A 17,129-nucleotide genomic window follows, 5' to 3' on the forward strand; every position below is an offset into this window, starting at 1 on the left:
TCAGGATGAACGCCTTCTGCGCTTCCGTAAACTTCGATGCCTTCATCGTTCTCCGCTCCTCTCCCAGCCAGGGAAGGTTAGCCGAAAACTCCAGCCTCAAACGGTCCAGTTCTCAGGGGGCAGAGCAAGTATGCGAACTTCTTATAGTCTCTTAGCGCCATGCCTTCAGAGAAACCGGGACCTGGAAAAACCGGGACCCGGAAAACCGGGGTCCCGGTCGCCCAATTACCCACTGCGGATTGCGTTGGATGAAGTATTGCAAAGCACGCGGTGGTGCCGACACGACCTTCACGCCGGAGAAGTTCAGCGCCAATGGCATAAGGGTCTTAGCCTTGACACCTGGTCGTCCCTCCCGGTTGATGGCGTCTCCGATTGAAATGGGGGGACGGAGAAATGCGGTATTGGACACAGGCGATGCTTGCCGGAGCAGTTGTGCTCGTCGCAGGGACGGCGCAGGCGGAGACGCGACTGACCTACAAGTCGGCCAAGACCGGCACGTCCTACTACCAGATGGGCGTCGAACTGGCCGAGGGCATGAAGGCCGCCTCAGATGGCCAGCTGGTGATGACGGTCGAGGAAAGCCAGGGGTCCGTGCAGAACGTCATGGAAGTCCGCGCGCGAGGCGCCGACTATGTCTTTACCGCACCTCCGTCACTGGTTGCGGATGCGCAAACCGGTAGCGGCGCCTTCGAGGGCCGGACCGCCCCGCAGTTTGCCGAAATCCGCGCGCTGTTCCCCATTCCCTCGCTGACCATGCACTTCGTCGTCGCCGGTGCCGAAGGTTCGACGACGCTGGACGCATTCGAGGGCAAGCGCATCCTCCTTGGAAAGGGCAGCTTCGGTGCGACCGAGGGTGAGAAGTACCTCGAACTGTTCGGGCTGATGGACGACGTGACCATCGCTGACGCCGAACTTTCCAATGCCGGTGACGCACTGACGAACGGTCAGATCGACGGCTTTGTCACGGCTGGCAGCTTTCCCGCGCCGAACGTAGTGGAGGCGGCCGCCAGTCAGGATGTCCGACTGCTGTCGCTGAGCGAAGAGCAGGTCGTCCAGACCGGGCAGGCCCGCGTCGTCATTCCCGCCGATGTGTATCCCGGTCAGGCGGCCGACATCGTGACCACAGGCCTGCCGGTGATCGCCTTCACGACCACCGCCATGGACGATGATACTGCGTATGAGCTTACCAAGGCATTCTGGACACGGCGCGAAGCGATGGCCCAAACGGCCCCGTGGTGGGCCGGTGTCTCGCTGGAGCAGGTTGCGGCGCTCGAGGATCTTCATCCGGGTGCGGCGCGCTATTACCAGGAAGCGGGCGTGGCCGTCGCGCAATGAGCGCGGTGTCCGGTGCCATGACACGGCGGGCAGTCATGCTGTCCGCCGCGTTTCTGCTCGTCGCCTTTCATCTGGGGCTGATTTTTTCGGGGCTGGTGCCCAACCTGGTGGCCAGGCCGCTGCATGTGGCACTGATCCTGCCATGGATATTCTTGTTCACTGACCAGCGTGCCGCGCGCTGGGTATCGGCCTTTGGCGTCGTCCTGGCAATCGCGGGGATGGCAGCGGCCATCTGGATTGCACTGAACGCCGATCGACTTACCGACCAGTATGGCTTCGTCGAGACGGGGTTCCAATATGCCGTCGGTGGCGTCCTGCTGCTGGCCGTGCTGGAGGCCGCGCGTCGTGCAATCGGCTGGCCATTGCCCATCGTCGCGGGGCTGGCGCTGCTCTACGCTGCTTTCGGTCAGCATGTCCCGGGCGAGTTCGGGCACGCGCCGCTACCGCCCGCCAGCCTGATGGGGACGCTGACCCTGGCGGAAGGCGGGATCTTCGGGCAGCTGACGGGTGTCTCGGTGGGCGTCGTGGCAATCTTCGTCATCTTCGGCGCGGTCCTGAACGCGGGCGAGGCAGGGCAGGGGTTCATGAACCTTGCCGCCGCGGCCGCGGGCCAGTTGCGGGGCGGCGCGGGCAAGGTCTCCGTCATCGCCTCGGCGCTGTTCGGGTCGATCTCGGGATCGGCCTCGGCCAATGTCGCATCGACAGGTGCGGTGACCATCCCGGCAATGATCCGCATGGGATATCCACGCCGGATCGCCGGAGCGGTCGAGGCTGTCGCCTCGTCGGGCGGCCAGATCATGCCGCCGTTGATGGGGGCTGGGGCTTTCATCATGGTCGAACTGACCGGCACGCCCTACACGCAGATCATCATGGCTGCCATGCTGCCTGCGCTTCTATACTTCGCGGTGGTCTGGTTCGGGATCGATGCCTATGCACGCCGGCTGGACCTGGGGGGATTGCCACCCGACCAGCAGCCCGCCCGGCGGGAGGTCCTGATCACCTCGGCCTTCTTCATGGTGCCCTTTGCAGTTCTGCTGGGGGCGATGTTCTGGGCCGGTTACACGCCGCAGTATTCCGCGGGCCTGGCGATCATCGCGGGGGCGGCTCTGCTGCTGACAGGCGCCGACATGCGCATCGACCTGCGGCGTGCCGCGGGCCGGGCCGAGGTCGCGCTGATCGGTGCCGCGCGGCAGGTGTCGCTCATCGCGGCCATCATCCTGTGCGCCTCGATCATCGTCGGCGTGCTTGCCATCACCGGGCTGGGGGTCAAGATCACCTCCCTGATCCTGTCGGCGTCGAACGGTGGCCTGTGGCCTTCCCTTCTGCTGACAGCACTGGCCTGTCTTGTTCTGGGCATGGAGGTGCCGACGACTGCGGCCTACGTGATCTGCGTCTCGGTCGCAGGGCCGGCGCTGACCACGCTTGGCCTCGAGCCGCTGCAGGCGCATCTCTTCGTGTTCTGGTTCGCGCTTCTCTCGACCATTACCCCTCCGGTCTGCGGCGCTGTCTTCATTGCGGCCGGAATGGCGGAGGAGAACTGGCTGCGTGTGGCGATGACCGCAATGGCACTCGGTGTGGGGCTCTACCTGATCCCCCTCGGCATGATCGCGCGCCCGGACCTGATCCGCCTGGCAGAGGCCCCGGGCGCCGCACTCCTCTCCGCCGGTCTAGTGGGCGGCGGGTGCATCGCCATATCATATGCGATCATCGGCGTGCAGAAACCGATGTTGCGAATGATGGGCCTGGCAATTGGGATGGCCCTCATTTTTGTGCCCTTGGGATGAAGACAAGACGGCCGACGCCGCGCCGAAATCGGCGGCCCGGGTGTCGGCCGGGTGAAGCTCTCTCCGCTTTGAACTCTGGCATCTGGCCGTGATCTGCTGTTCAGCCGAGCAGCGCGTCCTGACCTAGCATCCGCACAACAAGACAGCATGTGCATGCATCCGTGCCATCAGTCCGCGTCCCCGCCTGGTCCCTGGAAACCCGGGGGCGGCACGGCGTCTTCGGCATCGGGGTCGCGGCCCTGCGCGCGGTCCAGCATTCGCATGATCGGTGTGACCGATAGGCCGTGCATGATGATGGACATCAGCACGACCAGTCCGACGATCGCCCAAAGACGCGCCGGGTGCTGCAGATCGTCGATGTGGTTCAGGCCATAGGCCAGGTAGTAGAACGACCCGATGCCCCGGATGCCGAAGAAGGCGATCGTCATTCGTTCATGCCAAGGGGCGCTGATGCCCGTCATGCCTACCAGGGCGGTGATCGGGCGGATCACCAGCAGGATCACCAGGGCCGCCGTGATATCCATGGGGACCAGAGGCGACAGCAGCCCATTGACGATCGCGCCTCCGAACAGGAGCAGAAGCACCATCATTGAGATCCGTTCGATCTGTTCGATCAGGTCATGCATGGATTTGTGGAAGTCGTGATCCCTGTGGGCCTGTCTGAAGGTCAGGGCGGTGACGAAGACCGACAGGAAGCCATAGGCATGGAACACCTCGGTCAGGCCATAGGACACGAATGTCGCCGACAGCGCGATCAGGCCGTCACCGGTCTTTACCAGACGGCTTTCCGCGGGGATGTGGAACGTGATCCATCCAAACAGCCGCCCGACCAGATAGCCGCCCAGGATGCCGACGCCGATCTCCCAGACGACATTGTAGGTCAGCCAATCCAGGGCCCAAGGTTCGTGCGTCACGGACGCTGCCGCCAGGGCTATGGCCAGATGGACGAAGGGGAAAGCGGCGCCGTCGTTCACGCCCGCCTCGGATGTCAGGGCGAACCGGACCTCGTCCTCCTCGCCCGTCTTCGGGGGGCCGACCTGCACGTCCGAGGCCAGGACCGGATCCGTCGGTGCCAGAACCGCCCCGAGGAGCAGCGCCATGGCCCACGGCAGGGCCAGCCATGTCCCCGCAAGGACGGCAATCAGCGCTATCCCCAAGGGCAGGGTCAGAAAGATCAGTCGCCAGGTGATCAGCCATGAGCGCAGGCCCAGCACCCGATCGATCTTGAGGCCCGCGCCCATCAGCGCGATGATCACCACGAATTCGGCAAACCGTTCGGTGATTTCAGGGTGCTCCAGGGGCAATGGGGCGAACCGCAATCCGGGGATGGCACCCAGACCCATGCCAAGGCCGATACAGACGATCGGGAGGGACAGTGGAACACGGCGGAGAGCCAGGGGCAGCCATGCGACAAGTGCAATCAGCAGCCCCAGCCCCATCATCAGAAGGATGTACGGATCGGGTGGCCGGGTCAGGGTTTCGAACATGTCATGCCTTTCGAAACCGCGCCGAAGGCAGGGTTCGATTGAGGGAAGTGAACGGGAAAGGAAAGTCCGGCGGTCGGACGACGTATGGTGGTAAGACACCGCGATGTGTCCGGGCAGCCAACCGTGATGCTGCCGAAAGGTTCCTGAGTTACATGTGCGGCTGAAGAGTTTGACAGATGACGGAAGGGTTCCGACCTGGACGTCGATGACCCCGGACCCTGTAGGATCGCCCATCTACTGGGCAGGCGGCTGATGAGAAGTGCATGACGATGGATAGGGTTTTTTGTTAGGACGTCCAAGACGGGCCGCGCGCCTTCATGCGGTGCGTCGATCAGTTTCACCTTTGAACGCGAAGGATATCCCATGGCCAGACTGTCCGGAAAGACGGCCCTCGTGACAGGCGCGGCGCGCGGCATCGGTGCGGCCATCGCAACGGCCTTTGCCAACGAGGGCGCACATGTCGTTGTCACTGACATCGATAGGATCGGCGGCCATGCCGTGGCAGACGCGATTGGTGGGACATTCGCCCGGCTCGACGTCACCTCCGAAGCGGACTGGAGTACGATTGCCGAGCAGTTCCCGACGATGGATATCGTCGTCAACAACGCCGGGGTCACCGGGTTCGAGGGATCCGTCCCACCGGCGCATGATCCGGAAAATGCACGGCTTGCCGATTGGCGCGCCGTTCATGCCGTCAACCTGGACGGTACCTTCCTGGGCTGCCGCTATGCCATCCGCGCCATGAGGCCGAAAGGCGTGGGATCGATCATCAACATCTCCTCGCGCTCGGGGCTTGTCGGCATCCCGATGGCAGCGGCCTACGCGTCCTCCAAGGCCGCCGTTCGCAATCACACGAAAAGCGTGGCGCTGTACTGCGCGGGGCAGGGCCTGAACATCCGGTGCAACTCGATCCATCCCGCGGCGGTGATGACGCCGATGTGGGAACCCATGCTGGGCAATGGCCCCGACCGCAGCAAGCGGGAGGCGGCAATGGTGGCCGACACGCCCCTGCGCCGCTTTGGCAGGCCCGAGGAGGTTGCTGCGCTGGCGGTCATGCTGGCATCGGACGAGGCGGCCTACATGACCGGGGCTGAACTGACGATCGATGGGGGTATCCTGGCAGGTTCGGCCGCCGCGCCCGGACGTTAGGCCACAAGGGGGGGAGCGCTGTAGGTTCACCGGCACTACCGACTGCAGGCGGTGGCGACCATACCCACGGGCAATCCCGAATGGCCGGCAAAGTATGGGTGATGTCCCTACTTTTGGGATGTCAGGCTAAGCCAGACGAAGCGGGTGGGCCGGATCGGGGTGCGGGAAGGTATTGCGCTTTCACGGCCTCATGAAGATCATCGCTCAGGAGAGAGATTGAGGCCCGGCACATGACCCGATCGCACATGCCAAGCCGACCACCACGGCTTGCAACCTTGCCTCTCGAAGCCTTCGCTCCCACGGATGCCTGGATCATCGACGACGCAGATATGAGCAGTGCGGACCGTCTGCAACTGTATGTCGCAGCCGAAGAAATCGGTGACGCCCACACAGACTTCGTCAGGGACCCGGCTTCAGCCATTGTGCTGCCCTTCAGCCAACGCTCAGATGTGCTCTTTTTCTGTGTGAATGCGATCGTCCTGGCGGTCTGCACGAAGTGCGGCGCACTGGCAGGCGGCGTCAGCAATTACCATCCCATCGTGTTTCCCGCGCACCGGGGACTTGGCATCGGTCGCGACTTTCACCTCTTGGCGGATGAGAATGGCATGATCCTGTTTCAGCCTGAATACTTCTCAAGGGCAGGATACGCCGCCCGTTTGGCAGCCCATAAAGCGGCCGTTGTTCAGGCGATCAGAGAGGGTCGCGTTGTCCATCCGGAAAACCGCATGCGCTATCGCAATGCCTGGTAGCGGGCCGCTTCCCAAGGCATTGCCCTGTAACTTGTAAAACTGACCCTGCTACAAAAATAACGTTAGACAGCGCGCCCTGTTAACCTTAAGAAGAAAATAATAATAAGAACTACCTCAGTAGTTGAGCGCACTTCGGCGGCAGAGATCGAGGGCACGAGCAGTACGACAAAGACGCATTGTCGATGACATGCGTGGGCTCCCGGGTAAGCTCCGGGAGCTTCTTCTTTTCTACAAAGAGGTTTGACGCGTTGAACCGTCGGCTGACCGGCGCCCGCGTTATGCTGCATACCGTTACGCTTCCTCAACAGGTCAAGGTGACCCTGTATTCAGGCCCATCATGGTGTAAGGCCGGTATCGTCGTGGCTTTTGCCCGGCAGATGTTCATAACGCGAAGAGTTCATGCGCCTTCAGTCGAAACTAGCCCTAGGGCTGTCATGTCTGATCGCAACTGCGATTGCGGTCCTGACGCTGACGCCGGTACCAGCGCCGCCTTTGGGGTCAGTCGCGGAATCTGACAAGATCTACCACATGGTCGCGTTCGGGGTGCTTGCCTTTCCGATGGCCTATCTTCGGCCGCGTTGGCTGATGCTGGCTGTACCCGCTTATCTGGCGTTTGGTGGCTTGATTGAAATCCTTCAGCCATTCGTCGGGCGTGACCGCAGTCTTGGGGACTGGGTTGCGGACCTGATCGGTCTCGGGATTGGTGTGGTCATCGGCTTGGCTGCCGGGCGGTTTGTACCCTTTGCACGGCCGCGCATGCGCCGGTAACCACGACAGGTGCTTGGCGGAAAAGCCACATTGTCACGTGACGCCGACGCGCCAGCAGATCAAGGCATTTGGAACCATGGGGGTGCTGTCGTGCTTGCAACCACATGAACGATGATTTGCACAAGGCGCGCTTTGAACGGCTGGAACAGCTTTCCGGCAAACTGGATTCGGTGTTTCGAATTCCAGGCACACGGTTTCGGGTCGGATACGACGCGATCGCAGGTTTGGTGCCGGGGCTCGGCGACGCTGCGGCAATGCTGCCGGCGGCATGGATCGTGTTGGAAAGTTATCGCATGGGGCTGCCTAGGCACAAGCTTATAAGGCAGGGGCTCAACGTTGCCGTGGACACGACATTTGGCAGCATCCCTCTTATTGGAAGCGTCTTTGATGCTTGGTTCAAGTCCAACCTGCGCAACGTCGACATTCTGCGCTCGCATCTCAATCGCGCTAGGCTTGCTGGGGTTGGCGCACCTTATGGTGACGAAACACCATCCTAGAATCTCTCATGGAAGATCTATCGGGAGCCTGCTTGGTCGCCTCACGGAGTGGAGGCCCGTCGCATTCAATGCGACCGGTTTCCCGGGAGCGCTTTGCCGATGTCATGTTCACCGCAGCTGTTTTGTTTTGGCTCTGATGCTCAATGAATCTGGAGCCTCATTGGGACGTAGGTTGGAAATGGCTGGTCGTTTTTCTCTCCCGTTTTTATTCAGAAGCCACTCCCAACCACTTGATCCGCAACTGATAGCCACTAGTGCCCCAGCACCGTGACCTTGATCAGCATCCAGACCGCCATGGCGATCATCATCAGGTTCTCGGTCAGGGAGACGAACCCCAGGGGGACGTTGCTGTCGCCGCCGACGCAGGCGCATTTGATGTCTCGCTTGTCGACATAGACGGCCTTCCAGACCGACACGGCGCCGATCGTGCCGATGAACAGGGCGACCGGAATGGACAGCCACATCAGCGCGCCCGCGACCATCAGGACGCCCGCCAGTCCCTCGGCGAAGGGATAGACGTAGCCGTAACGGACCCACCGCTGCGCCAGCAGGTCATAGTTCAGGAACATCGTGGCAAAGCTGTCGACGTCTTTCAGCTTCTGCAAGGCCAGCAGACACATGGCAAAGGCCACGAACCATTCGGCCGCGGCAATGGTGATCAGCTGGCCAAACGCGGCCCAGCTGGTCGCAAAAGCCATCGCGGCGGACATCGCGAACAGCGCGATCACGGGGCGGTAGGTGGTCGCGGACTTGTCGCGGACGGCCTTGCCGAAATGCCGCCTGAGGTCGTCATAGCCGCCGATCCGCCGACCGTCGATGAAGGTCTGCGGAGTGGTCCCGACGTCGTGTTGTTCCTTGAAGGCATCGACCTCGGCACGGGTGGTCAGGTGGTGGTCCTCGACGCGAAAGCCCTGGCGCCGCAGCAGGTCCAGCGATTTGAGGCCATAGGGGCACATGTGCTTGGCCATCACCATGCGGTGAAGGGTGGCGGTTCTGGGGGTCGTCAGGGTCATGGTCAACCTCGATGGCTTGCAAACACGCGGGTCTCGGACCCGGTCCACAGGATGACGTCATAGGGATCGCGCCGCCCGCCCATCTCCATGCCGGGCGATCCGGCGGGCATGCCGGGCACCGCCAGGCCTGCCGCCGGCGGACGCTGCGCGAGCAGGGCGCTGATGTCGGTGGCGGGCACATGCCCTTCGATCACATAACCGTCGATCAGGGCCGTGTGGCAGGAGCGCAGCGGCGCAGGCACGGCATGGCGATCCTTGACCCCCTGCATGTCATCGGTCGTGACCACCTCCACGGCAAAGCCGTGATCCCGCAGATGCGCGACCCACGCGCCGCAGCATCCGCAATCGGGGGCGCGAAAGACCCGCGTGCGGACCGGCGCCTGACCGGACCATGCCATCGCCGGGCCGGCAATAATGCCCGCCGCCAGCGCCGTCATGAACATGCGTCGCTCCGTCATCAGCCGATCCTTTCCTTGAATCCCCGTTCGGGCCGCCTGCGGGACAACGGATCGTCATCCGTGTCCAAGGTCTCCAGCCGCTGCAGGATCGGGCAGTTCGGACGCTCGTTTCCTGCGCAGGCATTCGCCAGTTCCTCCAGCGTGTCGGCCATGTCCTGCAGGTGCGCGATCTTGTGGCGCAGGTCCCGGACCCGCGCCTGCGCCAGCGCCTTGACGTCGGCGCTGCGCCGGTCCTTGTCGCGCCACAGGTCCAGCAGTTCGGTGATCTCGGCAACCGAGAAGCCCAGGTCGCGCGCGCGGGCGATAAAGCGCAGCATATGGACGTCGCGCGGTTCGTATTCGCGATAGCCCGAGGCCGTCCGGCTGGCTGTCGGGATCAGGCCGATCCGTTCATAGTATCGGATCATCTTGGCCGATACGCCCGAGCGGTTGGCGGCGTCTCCGATGTTCATGGCAGGGCTCCGTCATTGCGATGACAGAGATATGGGGCTTCCCATTATGGGAAGGTCAAGGGCGTGATGACGCCGTCCGCGCGGCATTGACCTTGCAACGATGGGAAGGATTATCTGAGATCGGGAAGAAGGAGAGCACTGCCATGAAAACGTTCGTCCCCATCCTGCTGACCGCCCTTGCCGTCGCCGCGCCGGGTCTTGCCCAGCAGACGATGGACCATTCCGCCCATAGCGACATGGCGCAGATGGATCATTCCGCGCATGGCGACATGGCGATGTCAGGTGCACGACCCGACGACACGCCGGCGACGACGGCCTATCGCGCAGCGATGGCCGAGATGCACGCGACCATGGACGTCGAATACACCAATGACGCGGACGTGGACTTCATGCGGGGGATGATCCCCCACCACCAGGGCGCCATCGACATGGCGCGCATCGTCCTTGAACACGGCCAGGACCCCCAGGTGCGCGCCTTGGCCGAGGAGGTCATCGCGGCGCAGGAGGCCGAGATCGAGATGATGGAGGCCTGGCTGGCCGGACACGACAGCTGAACGATGACAGACAGCGCCACGCAGGTGGTGCATGGCGCTGCGTCAGGCGGGCAGGGCGCCCGCCACGGGGCGCAGCAATCGCGCCGCGGGCCGGTCGAAGCTTTGGCGACCGGCCTTGAAGCCCATCAGTGGTGCCGCGATGGTGGCCAGTCCATCCTCGGCCGTCGCGGCATCCAGCACGATCAGGTCGGCGCGATCGCCAACTGACAGCCCGTAATCGGCAAGCCGCAGAATGCGGGCCGCACCGTCGGTGATCATCCGTAGGCAGGCCGCGAAATCGCCGGCGCCAAGGTGCATCACGTTGGCATAGAGATTGGCCATCCGCAGCAGCGAGCAGTCGCCATAAGGCGTGAACGGGTTCATCACGTTGTTCGTCGCCACCGCGACCGTCACCCCTTCCAGCAGGTGCAGGGGCGCCACGCCGCGGGGCGCACGGTGACCCTGGTCCATGCCGTTCAGGTACAGGTCGGTGGCGGGCAGGGCGGTCACGGCGACCCGGGCCTGGGCCAGCATCGCGGCGTGATCGCGCAGGGCACCGTCGGTCATCACCGCCAGCTTGGTCACATGGCCCAGGTTCACGCGGCCCTGCCAGCCGTGGCGGATCGTCCGGTCGCAGATTGTCTTGATCTGGGATCCGTCGGGGTCCAGGTCGAAGTCCAGGTGAAAGTCCAGATCGACGTCGTGCCGCACGGCCATCGCGAACAGGATGTCGATCTGCGCCAGCGGGTCGCTGTCGGTATAGGGGCAGCCGCCCAGAAGGTCGGCCCCCTGCGCCAGCGCCTGTTCCAAAAGCGCCTCGGTGCCGGGATCGTTGGTCAGGCCTTCCTGGGCAAAGGCGCAGACCTGCAGGTCCAGCGCAAAGGCATAATCGTCCTTCAGGGCCAGCACTGCCGTCAGGCTGCGCAATTCGGCGCGGGGGTCGACCTCGACATGGGTGCGCATGTGCATGGTGCCCTGCCGGATCGCGGCCTCGATCACCTGCGCGCCGCGGCTGCGAACATCGTCGACGGTAAAGTCGCGCTTCAGCGCGCTGACCGCGGCCACGGCGGCCTGCACGCTGTCGGCCTGACCGCAGCGGCACAGCAAGCCGGCCTTGTCCAGGTGGATATGCGCCTCGACCAGCCCCGGCAGGACGGCGCGGTGTTCGATGTCGCGGACCTCGCACGACGGGCCAAGGTCACGGCCCAGGGCGGCGATGCGACCGCCGGCGATGCCGATATCTGCAGCACCCTGCGGCAGGCGGGCATTCTTCAGGATCAGATCCAGCATCGTTCTTGTGTCCCCGGCGACCTTCTGTATTCTGCTAGTGTATGCACTTCACCCCGCCACAGACAAGCAGAGAGCGTGATGAACCAGAACACCGAAAAAGACTTGCAGGCGGTCAAGGACTATCTTGCGGCGTCGATGGCGCCCGATCCGGTGCTGGCCGCGACCTTCGTCGCGCCGGGCTTCACCTGCCGGTTCACGGGCGGGCGCGTCTTCGACACGCCGTCGGGGCCGACCGGCTTCAACGCCGCCCGCTATGCCTGGGTCAAGAAGCGGATCGAGCGGTACGACGTCGTGCCGGCGGGCGAGCAGACGATCGTCTATAGCCTGGGCTATCTGCATGGCGCCTGGCCGGACGGCACGCCTTTCGACGGGAACCGCTATATCGACCGGTTCACGGTGCAGGATGGGCTGATCCTGGACACGGACGTTTGGAACGACAGCGCTGAATGGATCCTTGATCCCACCATCGCCAAGGGCTGATCAGCCCTTGGCATAGGGCTGCAGGATGTTGACCAGATCGCGGCTGCGGCTGCGATCGCCCGACAGCAGGGCGCGGGCGGCCACGGCCTCCAGATGCTCGGCCATCAGGTCGGCGGCCTTGTCGGCGGGCCCCTTGGCGATCAGGTCGATCAGGGCCAGATGCTCGCTGATGGCGCAGTCCGACGAATGCGGGCGGGCCAGCGCAGACAGCGACAGGCCCGCGCGATAACAAATTTCAGTGACATAGCGGACCAGGATCGGCTTGCCGGTCATCTCGGCCAGGCGGATGTGGAACTCTGTTGCCAGCCGGATCGACGCGCCGTCGGGCCCGTGGCGCGCATCATGTTCCTGGCGAACGATCTCCTTCAGGGCGGCGACCTGGTCGGGCGACAGGTGACCGGCCAGATGCTGCACGACCTGACGTTCCAGGGCCACGCGGATGTCAAAGATGTCGCGCGCATCGGCGGGCGTGGGCGCGGTCACGGTGGCGATGCGGTTGCGGCGCAGATCGACCAAGCCTTCGGCGGCCAGCTGCCCCAGGGCATGGCGCGCGATGGTGCGGCTGACGCCGAAGCTTTCGCCAAGGGCATCCTCGGGCAGGCGGTCGCCGGGCATCAGCGCCCCTTCGATGATGGCCCGACGTATGCCCTGGCAGATCGCGGCCATGCGGTCGCCGCCGACGGAACGCGCCCCCGCCGTCATGCGACCGCCTGCAGATCGGGCATGTGGCCCGAAACTGGCGAAAGTTTCGGCATCGACCATCCGGCCACCATTTTCCAGCGCCCCCCGGTTTGCGTGGTTAGGCACCGGCGGGCTAAGGAATCGGTATAAAGTGTATGCACTTTTGTCATGCACCTTTGACAGGGGAACCTCATGAACCCGGATCTTGCACAGATCGCGCCGGAACGAAAGCGACCAGCGGTTCAGCTGTCGCGGGCATCGGTCGCCTTCGGACAGGGCGCAGAGCGCGTCCAGGCGCTGCAACCGACAGACCTGCACCTGGACGAGGGCGAATTCCTGGCGCTTGTCGGGCCGTCCGGCTGCGGCAAGTCGACGATCCTCAAGCTGGTCGGCGGCCTGACCCGCCCGTCCGGCGGAGAGATCATCGTGGGCGGACGCGAGGTCGCGGCCCGCGCCCTGCGCGTCGGCATGGCGTTCCAGAATCCGACCTTGCTGCCATGGCTGACGATCGAGCAGAACGTCATGCTGCCGCTGAAGATCGTGCGCCCGTTCCGACAGGATTACGCCCGCAAGAAGCGGGGCGAGTACCGCGACAGGGTCCACGCGCTGCTGGCCGATGTGGGCCTGGAAAAGTTCGCCGGTCATTTCCCCTGGCAGCTGTCGGGCGGCATGCTGCAGCGTGCCAACCTGTGCCGCGCGCTGATCCACGAACCCAGCCTGCTGCTGCTGGACGAACCCTTCGGCGCGCTGGACCAGTTCACCCGAGAGGAGCTGTGGGGCACGATGCAGGATCTGTGGATCAAGCGTCGCCCCACCGTGATCCTAGTGACGCATGACCTCAAGGAGGCCGGGTTCCTGGGCACGCGGATCTGCGTGATGAGCGCGCGCCCCGGCCGCATCATCGACGACAGCCCCGTCACCTTTCCCCGCCCGCGCACGGTCGAGATGACCTTCCAGCCTGATTTCGTGGCCCTGAACCAGCGCCTGCGCGAACGCATCATCGATGCCCGCGGCGAATCCGCCCGAAAGGTCGCGTCATGAACTATGCCATCCGTCGCCGCATGTGGTCCGCCGCGCTGATCGTCGCCTTCTTCCTGGGGTGGGAGGTTCTGTGCCTGGCCCTGAACGTGTCCGACCTGGTGGTGCCGCGCCCGTCGCAGGTGATGGCGACGTTGGTCGCGCGCTTTCCGGTCCTGTGGCCGCACATCATCCAGACGCTGTGGACCACCATGATCGGCTTTGGCCTTGGCGTGGCGGTCGGCGTCGTGATCGGCGCGCTGATCGGCACGTCGCGGGTGGCCTATGACACGGCCTATCCGCTGCTGATCGGGTTCTCGTCCATCCCGAAGGTCGCGGTCGTCCCGATCTTCGTGCTGTGGTTCGGGGCGGGGCCGGTGCCTGCGGTCCTGACCGCGCTGGCCATGTGCTTCTTTCCCATCGTGGTCAACATCGCCACCGGCCTTGCCACGACCGAGCCCGAGATGGAGGACGTGCTGAAATCCCTGGGCGCCGGCAAGATGGACCTGCTGCTGAACGTGGGCCTGCCGCGCACCATGCCGTTCTTCTTCGCCTCGCTGAAGATCGCGGCGACCTATGCCTTTGTCGGCACCGTGCTGGCCGAGACCGTCGCCTCGAACAAGGGCATCGGCAACGTGATGATGAGCGCATCGTCGAACTTCGACGTGCCGCTGGTCTTTGCCGGCCTGTTCATCCTGGCCTTCCTGGGGGTCGCCCTCTACGTCCTGTTCTCGGTCATCGAGGGCCGCGTCGTGGGCTGGGCGAACCGCCGCACCGACCTGTCCCCCTCCTGATCCGAAAGGTATCCCGATGCTGAAATCGCTGCTTGCCGCCGCATCCCTGATCGCGATGGCCGCCCCCGCGCTGGCCCAGACCGACATCCGCTTCACCCTGGGCTGGAAGACGCAGGGGTCGGATGCGCCCATCCTGCTGGCCCAGCAGAAGGGCTATTTCGAGGAGGAGGGCCTGAACGTCACCATCGACCAGGGCGAGGGGTCCGCCGCCACCGTCACCCGGATCATGTCGGGCACCTATGACGCGGGCTTTGGCGACATCAACGCCATCATCCAGAACGCCGCCGAACGCCCCGACCAGACCCCGGTCATGGTCTATCAGCTGTGGAACGATCCGCCCTTCACGGTCGTGACCCGCAAGGAAAGCGGCATCACGACCCCTGCCGATCTGGCGGGCAAGACCCTGGGCGGCGCGCCCGGGACGCCCACGACCAAGCTGCTTCCGGTCTTTGCGCGCATGAACGACGTCGACCTTGACAGCATCACCATTGAAAGCCTGGCGCCGAACCTGACCGAACCCATGCTGATCCGCGGCGACATCGACGGGGCGATGGTGTTCAACATCACGGCCTGGTTCAACCTGATCAACAACCGCCAGGACCCTGCCGCCGATTTCAACTGGCTGAACTTCGGCGATCACGGCCTGGACCTCTATGCCAACGGGGTCATGGTCTCTCAGGCGATGATCGCCGACAACCCTGACGCCGTGACCGGCCTGGTCCGTGCGATCAACCGCGCCGCGGTCGAGATCGCCCAGGACCACGAGGCAGGTGTCGATGCCGTCCTGGCCTTTGACAACCTGGCCAATCGCGACCTCGAGATGGCGCGGATGATGTTTTCGTACGAGAACCTGATCGCCTCGGACGAGGTGACCCGGATCGGTCTGGGCGATCTGGATGACGACCGCCTGTCGCGCGCCATCGACATCGTCGCCGAGGGCTATCAACTGCAGACCACGCCCGCAGCCGGGCAGGTCTTCGACCGCAGCTTCCTGCCGCCGCTGGACGACCGCCAGCTGGTCCTGGCCGACTGATGGCGGCCGCCGCGATGCAGCCGATGGCCACCAGCCCGCACCCGCTGGCGACACGGGCCGGGGCGGACGTCCTGCAGCGTGGCGGCACCGCGGCCGAGGCCGCCGTGGCGATGGGGGCGGTCCTGGCCGTGGTCATGCCGCATTTCTGCGGCCTGGGCGGCGACGCGGTCTGGCTTATGGCCGACCGCGACGGTTGGGCGACGACGCTGATGGGCATCGGCCAGGCGCCGGGCGTCCTGCCGGACCTGCCCGACGCGTTGCCCCTGCGGGGGCCGGGGTCGATGCTGACGACCGCCTGCGCCGTCGACAGCTGGGACCATGCCTTGCGCCTGTCGGGGTCCCGATGGGGCGGGGCGATGACGCCGGAGGCGCTGCTGGCACCCGCGCTGGCCCTTGCGCGCGACGGGTTTCGGCCCAGTGACAGCCAACGATTCTGGCTGGACTTTCGCGCCGCGGACTGGCCGGACTGGCCGGGCTTTGCGGCCCAGTTCGCCGCTGCCGGAAACGACCTGCTGCGCCAGCCGCAACTGGCCGAGATCCTGTCCCTGATGGTCCGGGACGGGCTGCGCAGCTTCTATCAGGGACGGGCGGCGCAGCGGATCGCCCAGGGCCTGGCCCAGGCGGGTGCGCCGCTGACCACCGCCGACCTTGCCGCGACGCACAGCCGGGCGGCGCAACCGCTGTCCCAGCCCTATCGCGACCTGATGCTGCTGGCGCCGCCGCCGCCCACGCAGGGGGTGACCACGCTGGCCATCATGGGCATCCTCGACCGGCTGCGGATCCCCCGCGACCCCGCAATGCGGACCCATCTGCTGGTCGAGGCGGTCAAGCAGGCCTTCCTGGACCGCGGGCGTATCGCCGACCCGGACCACGCGGGGGACGACATATCGGCGCTGCTGTCACCGGATCGGCTGGACGCCAAGGCGGGTGCGATCCGCGCGGATCGTGCACTGGCCTGGCCGCACAGGGTCCGGCATGGGGATACCGTGTTCTTTGCCGCAACGGACGGGCAGGGGCGCTGCGCATCGGTCCTGCAGAGCACCTATTTCGACTGGGGCAGCGGCTGCGTCATCGGCGATACCGGGATCATCTGGCACAATCGTGGCGCAAGCTTTGCTACCGATCCCACCCACCCGAATGTCATCGCCCCCGGAAAGCGGCCCTTCTATACGCTGAACCCCGGCATCGCGCTGAAGGATGGCCGGCCGCATCTTCTCTATGGAACGCAGGGCGCGGATGGCCAGCCGCAGACACTGGCCGTCCTGCTGAGCGGCCTGATCGACCTGGGGCTGTCGCCCGAGGCAGCCTTGGCGCAGCCGCGCTTTCTTCTGGGGCGAACCTTTTCGGACAGCCGCGACAGCCTCAAGGTCGAGGCCTCCCTGGGCGACGCGGCGATCGCCTCTCTGGCCGCAATGGGGCATGAGACGGCCGAACTGCCGGCACTGTCTCCGATCTTCGGCTGCGCAGGCGCGATCCGCATCGACGCGACGGGCTGTTCGGGCGCGCATGATCCCCGGGGCGAGGGGCTGGCCCTCTGACGCCGCGACCGGTCGCGTCGTGGGGGATCAGCCGCCGCCGATATGGGGTGCCCGGTATCGGTGGAACGCCG

Annotated in this window: 18 protein-coding genes; 12 read left to right on the plus strand and 6 right to left on the minus strand. The window is 64.8% G+C overall.

What is annotated here, in order from left to right; genetic code table 11:
- Positions 1–393 precede the first annotated feature (393 nt).
- A complete protein-coding gene (locus LZ686_RS08450) occupies positions 394–1,335 on the plus strand; it encodes a TAXI family TRAP transporter solute-binding subunit (RefSeq protein ID WP_349547499.1) in 942 nt (313 codons plus the stop codon).
- Between the two features lie 35 nt (positions 1,336–1,370).
- The gene (locus LZ686_RS08455; protein ID WP_349547500.1) at positions 1,371–3,119 is read left to right on the plus strand and encodes a TRAP transporter permease; all 1,749 of its coding nucleotides are present in this window, start codon (positions 1,371–1,373) and stop codon (positions 3,117–3,119) included.
- A gap of 167 nt (positions 3,120–3,286) precedes the next feature.
- On the opposite strand, the gene LZ686_RS08460 is transcribed toward LZ686_RS08455, so the two are convergent.
- Positions 3,287–4,606 carry a cation:proton antiporter gene (locus LZ686_RS08460; RefSeq protein WP_349547501.1) on the minus strand — a complete coding sequence of 440 codons (1,320 nt, stop codon included), beginning with the start codon at positions 4,604–4,606 and terminating at the stop codon, positions 3,287–3,289.
- Positions 4,607–4,969: 363 nt separating this feature from the next.
- On the opposite strand from LZ686_RS08460, the gene LZ686_RS08465 reads away from it, so the two are divergent.
- The 4 genes from LZ686_RS08465 to LZ686_RS08480 all read left to right on the plus strand — a co-directional run bounded on the left by LZ686_RS08465 (position 4,970) and on the right by LZ686_RS08480 (position 7,769).
- Positions 4,970–5,755, plus strand: a complete 786-nt coding sequence (locus LZ686_RS08465; RefSeq protein ID WP_349547502.1) for an SDR family oxidoreductase — start codon at positions 4,970–4,972, stop codon at positions 5,753–5,755.
- 230 nt (positions 5,756–5,985) lie between these two features.
- Complete coding sequence (locus LZ686_RS08470; RefSeq protein WP_349547503.1) at positions 5,986–6,504, plus strand: hypothetical protein; 519 nt, start codon at positions 5,986–5,988, stop codon at positions 6,502–6,504.
- 399 nt (positions 6,505–6,903) lie between these two features.
- The gene (locus LZ686_RS08475; RefSeq protein WP_349547504.1) at positions 6,904–7,272 is read left to right on the plus strand and encodes a VanZ family protein; all 369 of its coding nucleotides are present in this window, start codon (positions 6,904–6,906) and stop codon (positions 7,270–7,272) included.
- A gap of 104 nt (positions 7,273–7,376) precedes the next feature.
- Complete coding sequence (locus tag LZ686_RS08480) at positions 7,377–7,769, plus strand: DUF4112 domain-containing protein (protein ID WP_349547505.1); 393 nt, start codon at positions 7,377–7,379, stop codon at positions 7,767–7,769.
- Positions 7,770–8,020: 251 nt separating this feature from the next.
- On the opposite strand, the gene LZ686_RS08485 is transcribed toward LZ686_RS08480, so the two are convergent.
- The 3 genes from LZ686_RS08485 to cueR are packed head-to-tail and all read right to left on the minus strand — an operon-like array spanning position 8,021 to position 9,692.
- The gene (locus LZ686_RS08485) at positions 8,021–8,782 is read right to left on the minus strand and encodes a MauE/DoxX family redox-associated membrane protein (RefSeq protein WP_349547506.1); all 762 of its coding nucleotides are present in this window, start codon (positions 8,780–8,782) and stop codon (positions 8,021–8,023) included.
- A gap of 2 nt (positions 8,783–8,784) precedes the next feature.
- Positions 8,785–9,240, minus strand: coding sequence for a DUF411 domain-containing protein (locus tag LZ686_RS08490; protein WP_349547507.1), 456 nt, complete (start codon positions 9,238–9,240; stop codon positions 8,785–8,787).
- Entirely contained in the window at positions 9,240–9,692 is a 453-nt protein-coding gene (gene cueR, locus LZ686_RS08495) for a Cu(I)-responsive transcriptional regulator (RefSeq protein ID WP_127898227.1), read from the minus strand. The genes LZ686_RS08490 and cueR overlap by 1 nt, the downstream gene beginning before the upstream one ends.
- Before the next feature lie 143 nt (positions 9,693–9,835).
- On the opposite strand from cueR, the gene copM reads away from it, so the two are divergent.
- Complete coding sequence (copM, locus tag LZ686_RS08500; RefSeq protein ID WP_349547508.1) at positions 9,836–10,246, plus strand: CopM family metallochaperone; 411 nt, start codon at positions 9,836–9,838, stop codon at positions 10,244–10,246.
- 42 nt (positions 10,247–10,288) lie between these two features.
- Here copM and LZ686_RS08505 read toward each other — a convergent pair whose 3' ends face one another.
- Entirely contained in the window at positions 10,289–11,515 is a 1,227-nt protein-coding gene (locus tag LZ686_RS08505; protein WP_349547509.1) for an amidohydrolase family protein, read from the minus strand.
- A 78-nt stretch (positions 11,516–11,593) separates the two neighbouring features.
- Here LZ686_RS08505 and LZ686_RS08510 point away from each other — a divergent pair, with 78 nt between their 5' ends.
- Positions 11,594–11,995, plus strand: a complete 402-nt coding sequence (locus tag LZ686_RS08510; RefSeq protein WP_045999470.1) for a nuclear transport factor 2-like protein — start codon at positions 11,594–11,596, stop codon at positions 11,993–11,995.
- On the opposite strand, the gene LZ686_RS08515 is transcribed toward LZ686_RS08510, so the two are convergent.
- Complete coding sequence (locus tag LZ686_RS08515) at positions 11,996–12,697, minus strand: GntR family transcriptional regulator (protein ID WP_139597418.1); 702 nt, start codon at positions 12,695–12,697, stop codon at positions 11,996–11,998.
- A 171-nt stretch (positions 12,698–12,868) separates the two neighbouring features.
- Here LZ686_RS08515 and LZ686_RS08520 point away from each other — a divergent pair, with 171 nt between their 5' ends.
- The 4 genes from LZ686_RS08520 to LZ686_RS08535 are packed head-to-tail and all read left to right on the plus strand — an operon-like array spanning position 12,869 to position 17,058.
- Entirely contained in the window at positions 12,869–13,717 is an 849-nt protein-coding gene (locus tag LZ686_RS08520) for an ABC transporter ATP-binding protein (RefSeq protein WP_349547510.1), read from the plus strand.
- Entirely contained in the window at positions 13,714–14,487 is a 774-nt protein-coding gene (locus LZ686_RS08525; protein WP_045999467.1) for an ABC transporter permease, read from the plus strand. Before LZ686_RS08520 ends, LZ686_RS08525 begins: the two co-directional genes overlap by 4 nt.
- Positions 14,488–14,503: 16 nt before the next feature.
- Complete coding sequence (locus tag LZ686_RS08530; protein WP_349547511.1) at positions 14,504–15,520, plus strand: ABC transporter substrate-binding protein; 1,017 nt, start codon at positions 14,504–14,506, stop codon at positions 15,518–15,520.
- Complete coding sequence (locus tag LZ686_RS08535) at positions 15,520–17,058, plus strand: gamma-glutamyltransferase family protein (protein WP_349547512.1); 1,539 nt, start codon at positions 15,520–15,522, stop codon at positions 17,056–17,058. The genes LZ686_RS08530 and LZ686_RS08535 overlap by 1 nt, the downstream gene beginning before the upstream one ends.
- Positions 17,059–17,129: the final 71 nt, after the last annotated feature.

Source organism: Paracoccus sp. NFXS7, from assembly GCF_040148865.1.
GTDB lineage: Bacteria > Pseudomonadota > Alphaproteobacteria > Rhodobacterales > Rhodobacteraceae > Paracoccus > Paracoccus marcusii.